Annotated in this window: 6 protein-coding genes; 2 read left to right on the top strand and 4 right to left on the bottom strand. The window is 71.4% G+C overall.

Annotated features, from left to right (window positions below; genetic code table 11):
- From ctaD to CCN72_RS12405, 4 genes are all read right to left on the bottom strand, one after another.
- On the bottom strand, positions 1–1,738 hold a 1,738-nt coding region (ctaD, locus tag CCN72_RS12420), incomplete at its 3' end, for an aa3-type cytochrome oxidase subunit I (RefSeq protein WP_425276141.1).
- Between the two features lie 215 nt (positions 1,739–1,953).
- A complete protein-coding gene (locus CCN72_RS12415; RefSeq protein WP_086807577.1) occupies positions 1,954–2,730 on the bottom strand; it encodes an SseB family protein in 777 nt (258 codons plus the stop codon).
- 70 nt (positions 2,731–2,800) lie between these two features.
- Positions 2,801–3,460: a vitamin K epoxide reductase family protein gene (locus CCN72_RS12410; RefSeq protein WP_086807576.1), complete on the bottom strand. Its 660-nt coding sequence runs from the start codon at positions 3,458–3,460 to the stop codon at positions 2,801–2,803.
- 155 nt (positions 3,461–3,615) lie between these two features.
- Positions 3,616–3,903 carry a metal-sensitive transcriptional regulator gene (locus CCN72_RS12405; protein ID WP_037658465.1) on the bottom strand — a complete coding sequence of 96 codons (288 nt, stop codon included), beginning with the start codon at positions 3,901–3,903 and terminating at the stop codon, positions 3,616–3,618.
- 103 nt (positions 3,904–4,006) lie between these two features.
- Here CCN72_RS12405 and CCN72_RS12400 point away from each other — a divergent pair, with 103 nt between their 5' ends.
- Both CCN72_RS12400 and CCN72_RS12395 read left to right on the top strand, forming a co-directional pair.
- Positions 4,007–6,124 (top strand): NAD(+) synthase, encoded by a 2,118-nt coding sequence (locus CCN72_RS12400; protein ID WP_208637987.1) that lies wholly within the window; start codon positions 4,007–4,009, stop codon positions 6,122–6,124.
- 139 nt (positions 6,125–6,263) lie between these two features.
- Positions 6,264–7,940, top strand: a 1,677-nt coding sequence (locus CCN72_RS12395; protein WP_086807575.1) for a potassium channel family protein, incomplete at its 3' end; no start/stop codon positions are given.

Here is a 7,940-nt window from a genome sequence, read left to right as displayed (position 1 = left end):
GCCCTCGAGGCAGAGGCGGCGAGCTAGCCGTGGCGCATCCCGTACTGGCCCTGGCCACCACCGCGGTGACCGCCGCCTCTGCCTCGAGGGCCGCGATCTCCGGGTGGTGCAGGTCGAACGCCGGGGATTCGCTGCGGATGCGGGGCAGAGTGGTGAAGTTGTGCCGCGGGGGCGGACAGGAGGTCGCCCACTCAAGGGAACGGCCGTAGCCCCAGGGGTCGTCCACGCCCACCGGCTCGGCGTACTTCGCGGTCTTCCAGACGTTGTAGAAGAACGGCAGGATGGACAGGCCGAGAAGGAACGAACCGATCGTGGACACGGTGTTGAGGGCGGTGAAGCCGTCGGTGGCCAGGTAGTCGGCGTACCGGCGTGGCATGCCCTCGGCGCCCAGCCAGTGCTGGACGAGGAAGGTGAGGTGGAAGCCCACCGTCAGCGTCCAGAAGGTGATCTTGCCGAGGCGTTCGTCGAGCATCTTGCCCGTGAACTTCGGCCACCAGAAGTGGAATCCGGCGAACATCGCGTACACGACCGTGCCGAAGATCGTGTAGTGGAAGTGGGCCACCACGAAGTACGAGTCGGAGACGTGGAAGTCCAGCGGCGGCGAGGCCAGGATCACGCCGGTCAGACCTCCGAAGACGAAGGTGATGAGGAAGCCGGTCGTCCACAGCATCGGGGTCTCGAAGCTGAGCGAGCCCTTCCACATCGTGCCGATCCAGTTGAAGAACTTCACCCCGGTCGGCACCGCGATCAGGAACGTCATGAAGGAGAAGAAGGGCAGCAGCACGCCACCCGTGACGTACATGTGGTGCGCCCAGACCGTGACCGACAGGCCGGCGATGGAGATGGTCGCGGCGATCAGGCCCATGTAGCCGAACATCGGCTTGCGGGAGAAGACCGGGACGACCTCGGAGACGATGCCGAAGAACGGCAGCGCCAGGATGTAGACCTCTGGATGGCCGAAGAACCAGAAGAGGTGCTGCCACAGCAGGGCGCCGCCGTTGGCCGCGTCGAAGATGTGGCTGCCGAACTTGCGGTCGCACTCCAGCGCGAACAGGGCCGCGGCCAGGACCGGGAAGACGATCAGGACCAGGAGCGCGGTCAGCAGCACGTTCCATACGAAGATCGGCATGCGGAACATGGTCATTCCGGGCGCGCGCATGCAGATGATCGTCGTGATGAAGTTGACCGCGCCCGCGATCGAGCCGAAGCCGGACAGCGCCACGCCCATGATCCACAGGTCGGAGCCGAGCCCCGGCGAGTGCACCGCGTCGGACAGCGGGGCGTACAGGAACCATCCGAAGTCCGCCGCGCCGTCGGGCGTCAGAAAGCCGCCCGCCGCGATCAGCGAGCCGAACAGGAACAGCCAGAAGGCCAGCATGTTCAGCCGGGGGAACGCCACGTCGGGCGCGCCGATCTGAAGCGGCATGATCCAGTTCGCGAAGCCGGTGAACAGCGGCATCGCGAACAGCAGCAGCATGATCGAGCCGTGCATGGTGAAGGCCTGGTTGAACTGCTCGTTCGTCATGATCTGTAGTCCGGACCGGGCCAGTTCGGCGCGCATCAGCAACGCCAGCACGCCACCGATCAGGAAGAACGCGAACGCGCAGACCAGGTACATCGTCCCAATCTGCTTGTGGTCCGTGGTCGTCAGCCACTGGATCCAGGTGGGCCGTGTGCGTCGTACAGCCGGCTGCCGCGCGCCGGCCCCGGTGACCTCGGCGCTCGGCCGCTCGGTCATCACCTTGTGTATCTGTGCCTCGTCCACCGGATGGCGTCCCTCCCAGCTGTGCATGTCGGAGCCGGCCGGGAAGCGCCACGCGTGCGGGTTGTGGACCCGGCGCTTCCCGGCCCGCCACATGATCGGCCCGGGGACACCCCTCGCCGATAGGGCCCAACAGGCCCGGGTACGGCCCTCGGTAGGGCCGGGTGGCCCCTCTTGCCTCGCGCTTACGGTCAGTGCCGGCGGTACAGCGGGGTGCCGAAGACCGCCCTGTCCCCGGGTACGACCGCGAGGTCCAGGCCGCGGTCCAGGCGCATCCGCAGCAGGGGGTCCCGGGCCAGGTCGGCGGCCAGGTCGCGCACCGCCGCCGCCAAGTTGTCCGCGGCGGCGGGCAGTTGGCCGTCCGTCTCGGCGGACGCCGGTACGACGACCAGCCGGGCGTCCGTGTCACCGGCGGCCGGCAGCAGATGGGCGCGGCTCACGGCGGGATGGCGGGCCAGGATCGCGCACAGGGCCGCGGCGATCTCGGGGTCGCGTGGCGGGGGCAGATGGGGGCGGCGTTCGGCGACCGCGCGCAGGGCGGCGCCGGAGAGTTCGTAGAAGACCGGGCCGGAGAGGTCGATCAGGAGGGTCTCGGCGCCCGCGTGCCAGGTGGCCTCGACCGCTTTGCACGCCGGGACCGGTGCGGGGCGGGCGTCGGGGCGCCAGCGGGCCAGCGCGTCGAGGCTGGTGAAGGCCGGGAGTCCGCGGCGGCCGTCGGGCAGGCGCAGGGTGGCGACCGCCATGTCGCTCGTCTTCTCGCCCTTGCGGCCGTCCGGGCCGGTCTCCGTCTCGCCGAGTACGGCGACGATCGGCACCAGCAGGCGGGCGTCCGCGAGCAGGGCGAGCAGTTCGGTCTCCGCCGTGCCGGAGGGGGCGGTGGACCAGGCGGTCAGGGCGGCGGCGAGACGGGGTTCGGGTGAGCCGTCGTCGCCCGCGAAGCCCGGGTCGGGGATGTTCTTGCGCTCCATTGCGCGACGCTAACCAGGGCGGCGCGGGGGGAGGGAGGGCCGGTCGGCCCCGGCCCGCCCGAAAGCCGGGTCAGAACAGCGACACCCAGTAGTCCCACCACCGCGTGGCGATCAGCATCACGATGCCCAGGTACCAGGTGAACGGCACCACCCAGTGGAACTCCAGCACGCCCGCCACCACCGCCCGGGGCGCGCGGATGACGCCGTGCATCAGGTTGTGCGCGGTGGTGTACCAGAACATGGCGATGGTGGCGGCCCAGGCCAGACAGCACCACAGGCACAGCGCGCCGATGTCGTACAGGGCCTGGCTCATCAGCCACATGCAGAAGCCCGCGCCGAACAACGTGCCCGCGTTCAGGCCGAGCCAGAACCAGCGCCGGAAGCGGGCGCCGGACAGCAGGGCGAAGCCGACGGTGACCACGACCGGGTAGGCGGCGAGGCCCAGCAGGGGGTTGGGGAAGCCGAAGACGGACGCCTGGGCGCTGCGCATCACGTCGGAGCAGGACAGCACCGGGCTGAGGTTGCAGGACGGGGTGAAGTGCGGGTTCTGGATCAGCTGGATCTTGTCGATCGTGATCACGAAGGAGGCCAGGATGCCGAGCGCGCCGGTCACGATCAGCAGCCAGGCGTAGGCACGGGAGGCGGTGGTCGTGGCCTCGGGCGGGATCGGCGGGCTGCTGCGCCGGTCCCGCTGCCGAGGGGTGGCGCCGGTGGTCGTGTCACTGGTCATCGGGCGTTCCGCCTTGCCGGTGGTGGTCGGGGGCCGACGGACCAGTGAAGTCAGGGCGGACAGGGGCGGACAAGGGCCGAACGGCCCGCGCGCGGGTGTTCGGGCCCCCAAGGGTCCCCAAGGGTCCCCAAGGGTCCCGAGCGTCGTTCAGCGGATCACGCCAGCGACAGGAACAGCCGCTCCATCCGCGCCTTCATCGCCTCCGCGTCCTCCCCGTTCTTGCGACCCGACTCGATGTCGGCCACGCACTGCTGAAGTCCCGTGGCGATGATCGCGAAACCGGCGCGGTCCAGCGCCCGCGAGGCGGCGGCCAGCTGGGTGACGACGTCCTCGCAGTCCCGGCCCTCCTCGATCATCCGGATCACCCCGGAGATCTGGCCCTGCGCACGCCGCAGCCGGTTCAGGACCGCCTTCAGGGACGCGCCCTCAAGCTCCAGTTCCACGCTCACTCCTCGAAAAATACCCCTAGGGGTACTGTACGTCCGGGTTCGGGGCAAAGGCGAGCGCCTGTGACCGCCGTAGGGCAGAAGTTCTAGGCTTCCCTCTGTGAACTTCTGGTCGATCTATCAGCATGGCTTCGCGCGCGTCGCCGCGTGCACGGGCCACACCGTCATCGCCGACCCCGGCGCCAACGCCGAATCGGTCCTGCGCCAGGCGCGCCGGTGCGCCGAGGAGGGCGTCGCCGTCGCCGTCTTCCCGGAGATGGTGCTGTGCGGCTACTCGATCGAGGACCTGCTGCTCCAGGACCCGCTGCTCGACGCGGTCGAGACGGCCCTGGCTGAGGTGGTCGCCGGTTCCGCGGACCTGCTGCCGGTGCTGGTCGTCGGCGCCCCGCTGCGCCACCGCAACCGGATCTACAACTGCGCGGTCGTCGTGCACCGCGGCAGGGTCCTCGGCGTGGCCCCGAAGTCGTACCCGCCGAACTACCGGGAGTTCTACGAGCGCCGCCAGATCGCCGGGGGCGACGACGAGCGCGGCGGCACCATCCGGATCGGCGGCGCGGACGTGCCGTTCGGCGTGGATCTGCTGTTCGCGGCGGACGACGTGCCGGGCCTGGTACTGCACGCGGAGATCTGCGAGGACATGTGGGTGCCGGTGCCGCCGAGCGCGGAGGCGGCGCTCGCGGGGGCGACCGTGCTGGCGAACCTCTCCGGCAGCCCGATCACCGTCGGCCGCGCCGAGGACCGCAGGCTGCTGTGCCGCTCGGCCTCCGCCCGCTGCCTGTCCGCGTACGTCTACGCGGCGGCCGGTCTCGGCGAGTCGACCACCGATCTGTCCTGGGACGGCCAGACGATGATCTACGAGAACGGGGTGCTGCTGGCCGAGTCCGAGCGCTTCCCGCTCGGCGAGCAGTTCGCGGTGGCCGACATCGATCTCGACCTGCTGCGGCAGGAGCGCAGCCGGATGGGCAGCTTCGACGACAACCGTCGTACCCATGCCGCGCGCACCGGCGACTTCCGCACGGTGTCCTTCCTGCTGGACCCGCCGGTCGCCGCCGATCTGGGGCTGCGGCGCCGCGTGGAGCGCTTCCCGTTCGTGCCGGCCGACCCGGACCGGCTCGCCCTGGACTGCTACGAGGCGTACAACATCCAGGTCGAGGGGCTCCAGCAGCGGCTCGGCGCGATCGGCGGCCCCAAGGTGGTCATCGGCGTCTCCGGCGGTCTGGACTCCACACACGCGCTGATCGTCGCCGCCCGCGCGATGGACCGCGCCGGGCGCCCGCGCAGCGACATCCTGGGCTTCACCCTGCCCGGCTTCGCCACCAGCGACCACACCAAGGACAACGCGCACCGGCTGATGCGGGCGCTCGGCATCACCGCGGCCGAGCTGGACATCACGCCGACCGCGCGGCTGATGCTCAAGGAGATGGACCATCCCTTCGCCGCCGGCGAGCCGGTGTACGACGTCACGTTCGAGAACGTCCAGGCGGGCCTGCGCACCGACTACCTGTTCCGGCTGGCCAATCAGCGCGGCGGCATCGTGCTCGGCACCGGTGATCTCTCCGAGCTGGCGCTCGGCTGGTCGACGTACGGCGTCGGCGATCAGATGAGCCACTACAACGTCAACTCCGGTGTGCCCAAGACGCTGATCCAGCACCTGATCCGCTGGGTGATCAGCAGCGAGCAGTTCGACGCGGAGACCGGCGAGATCCTCGCCGCGATCCTGGACACCGAGATCAGCCCGGAGCTGGTGCCGGGCGAGGAGATGCAGTCCACCGAGTCGAAGATCGGCCCGTACGCGCTGCACGACTTCACCCTCTTCCAGGTGCTGCGCCACGGCTTCCGGCCCTCGAAGATCGCCTTCCTGGCCTGGCACGCCTGGCACGACGCGGCGTCGGGTGCCTGGCCGCCCGGCTTCCCCGAGGCCAAGCGGGTGGCGTACGACCTCGCGGAGATCGTGCGCTGGCTGGAGGTCTTCTGCCGCCGCTTCTTCGCGTTCGCCCAGTTCAAGCGCTCGGCCATGCCGAACGGGCCCAAGGTCTCGGCCGGCGGCTCCCTCTCCCCGCGCGGCGACTGGCGGGCCCCGTCGGACGGCAACGCCCGGGTGTGGCTCGCGGATCTGGCGCGCTTCGACTTCGAGAAGGCGGCGGCCGAGGCAGGGAAGACGGCGGAACAAGTCGAGAAGACGGCGGCCGAGGCCGGGCTGACGGCGGCCGAGCGCTGACGGGCACCGCCCACAGGGCAGGCCGAACTCCGGTGTGCGACACGGGCGTTCGGCCCGCCCTGGAACCAGTCTTCTTCCTGAGGCAGTCTTTCCCTTCGTGGCGAGCGTTCCGTTTCAAGGGGGACCCGGCGCACCCCATATGGTGGTGTGCGGGGACGACGGGCTTGCGCACCGGCTGGCGGCCGAGTTGCGCGGGGTGTACGGCGAGCAGGTGACCCTGGTGGTGCCGCCGGCCGAGCGCGCGGCGAGAGGGCCGGTGGTCGGCCGGGCGCGGGCGGCCTCGGCGGCGCTGCTCGACCGGGTGGTCAACGCGGCGGTCGGCGGTCGGCCCGCCGCGCCGGGTGCGGCGGCCACGGCGGCCGCGGCCGTCGGCGAACCTGTGCTGGAAGCCGTGGAGTTGACCGAGGCGGTGCTCGCCGCGGCCGGGGTGGAGCGGGCCACCGCGCTCGCGCTGGTGCACGACGACGACGAGACCAACATCCGTGCCGCGCTCACCGCCCGCCGGCTCAACCCCCGGCTGCGGCTCGTACTGCGGCTCTACAACCGGCGGTTGGGCCAGCACATCGAGGAACTCCTCGACCAGGCGGCCGCGTTGGCGTACGACGGCGGGGGCGACGCGGAGGTGGAGGCGTCGACGACCGTACTGTCCGACGCCGACACCGCCGCGCCCGCGCTGGCCGCGACCGCGCTCGCGGGCACCAGCAAGGTCGTACAGACCGAGGGCCTGCTGCTGCGGGCGGTGGAACGGCCGCTGCCCGCCGACACGGGCCTGCACACCCTCGCCCTGCTGTCGGTGAGCGACCCCACCGGCGGGGACCAGGAGCCGCGGCTGCTGCCGGCCGACGAGGAGGTGCGGGGCGCAGCCGGGCGGACCGCGATCGTGCTGGAGCAGGTGTCCACGGCGGGCGGTCCCGAGTCGGCGGCGCGCGGGGCGGGGGTCATTCCCTGGCTCAACTCGCTGTTCTCGCGGCGGCTGCGGTGGTCGCTGGCCGGTCTGGTCGGCTGTGTGCTGGCGCTGGCGATCGCCCTGTGGGCGGTGACCGGGATCCATCCGGTGCGGGCCTTCTACCTCACCCTGCTCGACATGTTCGCCATCGACGACCCGGCGGTCGGCGCGCCGCTCGGCCGCCAGCTGCTCCAACTCCTGTCCGCGCTGGTGGGGTTGCTGCTGCTGCCGGTGCTGCTGGCCGCGGTCCTGGAGGCGCTGGGCACCTTCCGCACCGCCACCTCGCTGCGCAGGCCGCCGCGCGGACTCGGCGGGCATGTGGTGCTGCTGGGGCTCGGCAAGATCGGCACCCGGGTGCTGACCCGGCTGCGGGAGCTGAACGTGCCCGTCGTCTGCGTCGAGTCCGACCCCGAGGCACGGGGGCTCGCCACGGCGCGGCGGCTGCGGGTGCCGGTGGTGCTCGGGGACGTCACCCAGGAGGGGGTGCTGGAGTCCGCGAAGATCCACCGGGCGCAGGCCCTGCTCGCGGTGACCAGCGCGGACACCACGAATCTGGAGGCGGCGCTGTACGCGCGGACGGTACGCCCGGATCTGCGGGTGGTGCTGCGGCTGTACGACGACGACTTCGCCACGGCGGTCTACCGGACCCTGCGTGCCGCCTATCCGGGCGCCCTGACCCGGAGCCGGAGCGTGACGCATCTGGCGGCGCCCGCCTTCGCGGGGGCGATGCTCGGCCGGCAGGTGCTCGGCGCGGTGGCGGTGGAGCGGCAGGTGCTGCTGTTCGCCGCGGTCGACGTGGACGGCCATCCGATGCTGGAGGGCCGCACCGTGGACCAGGCGTTCCGCCCCGGCTCCTGGCGGGTGCTGGCG

This window comes from Streptomyces murinus (genome assembly GCF_002154555.1).
Lineage (GTDB): Bacteria > Actinomycetota > Actinomycetes > Streptomycetales > Streptomycetaceae > Streptomyces > Streptomyces murinus.
The sequence above is the reverse complement of the archived record's forward strand: the minus strand, read 5'-3'. Positions and strand labels throughout refer to the sequence as shown.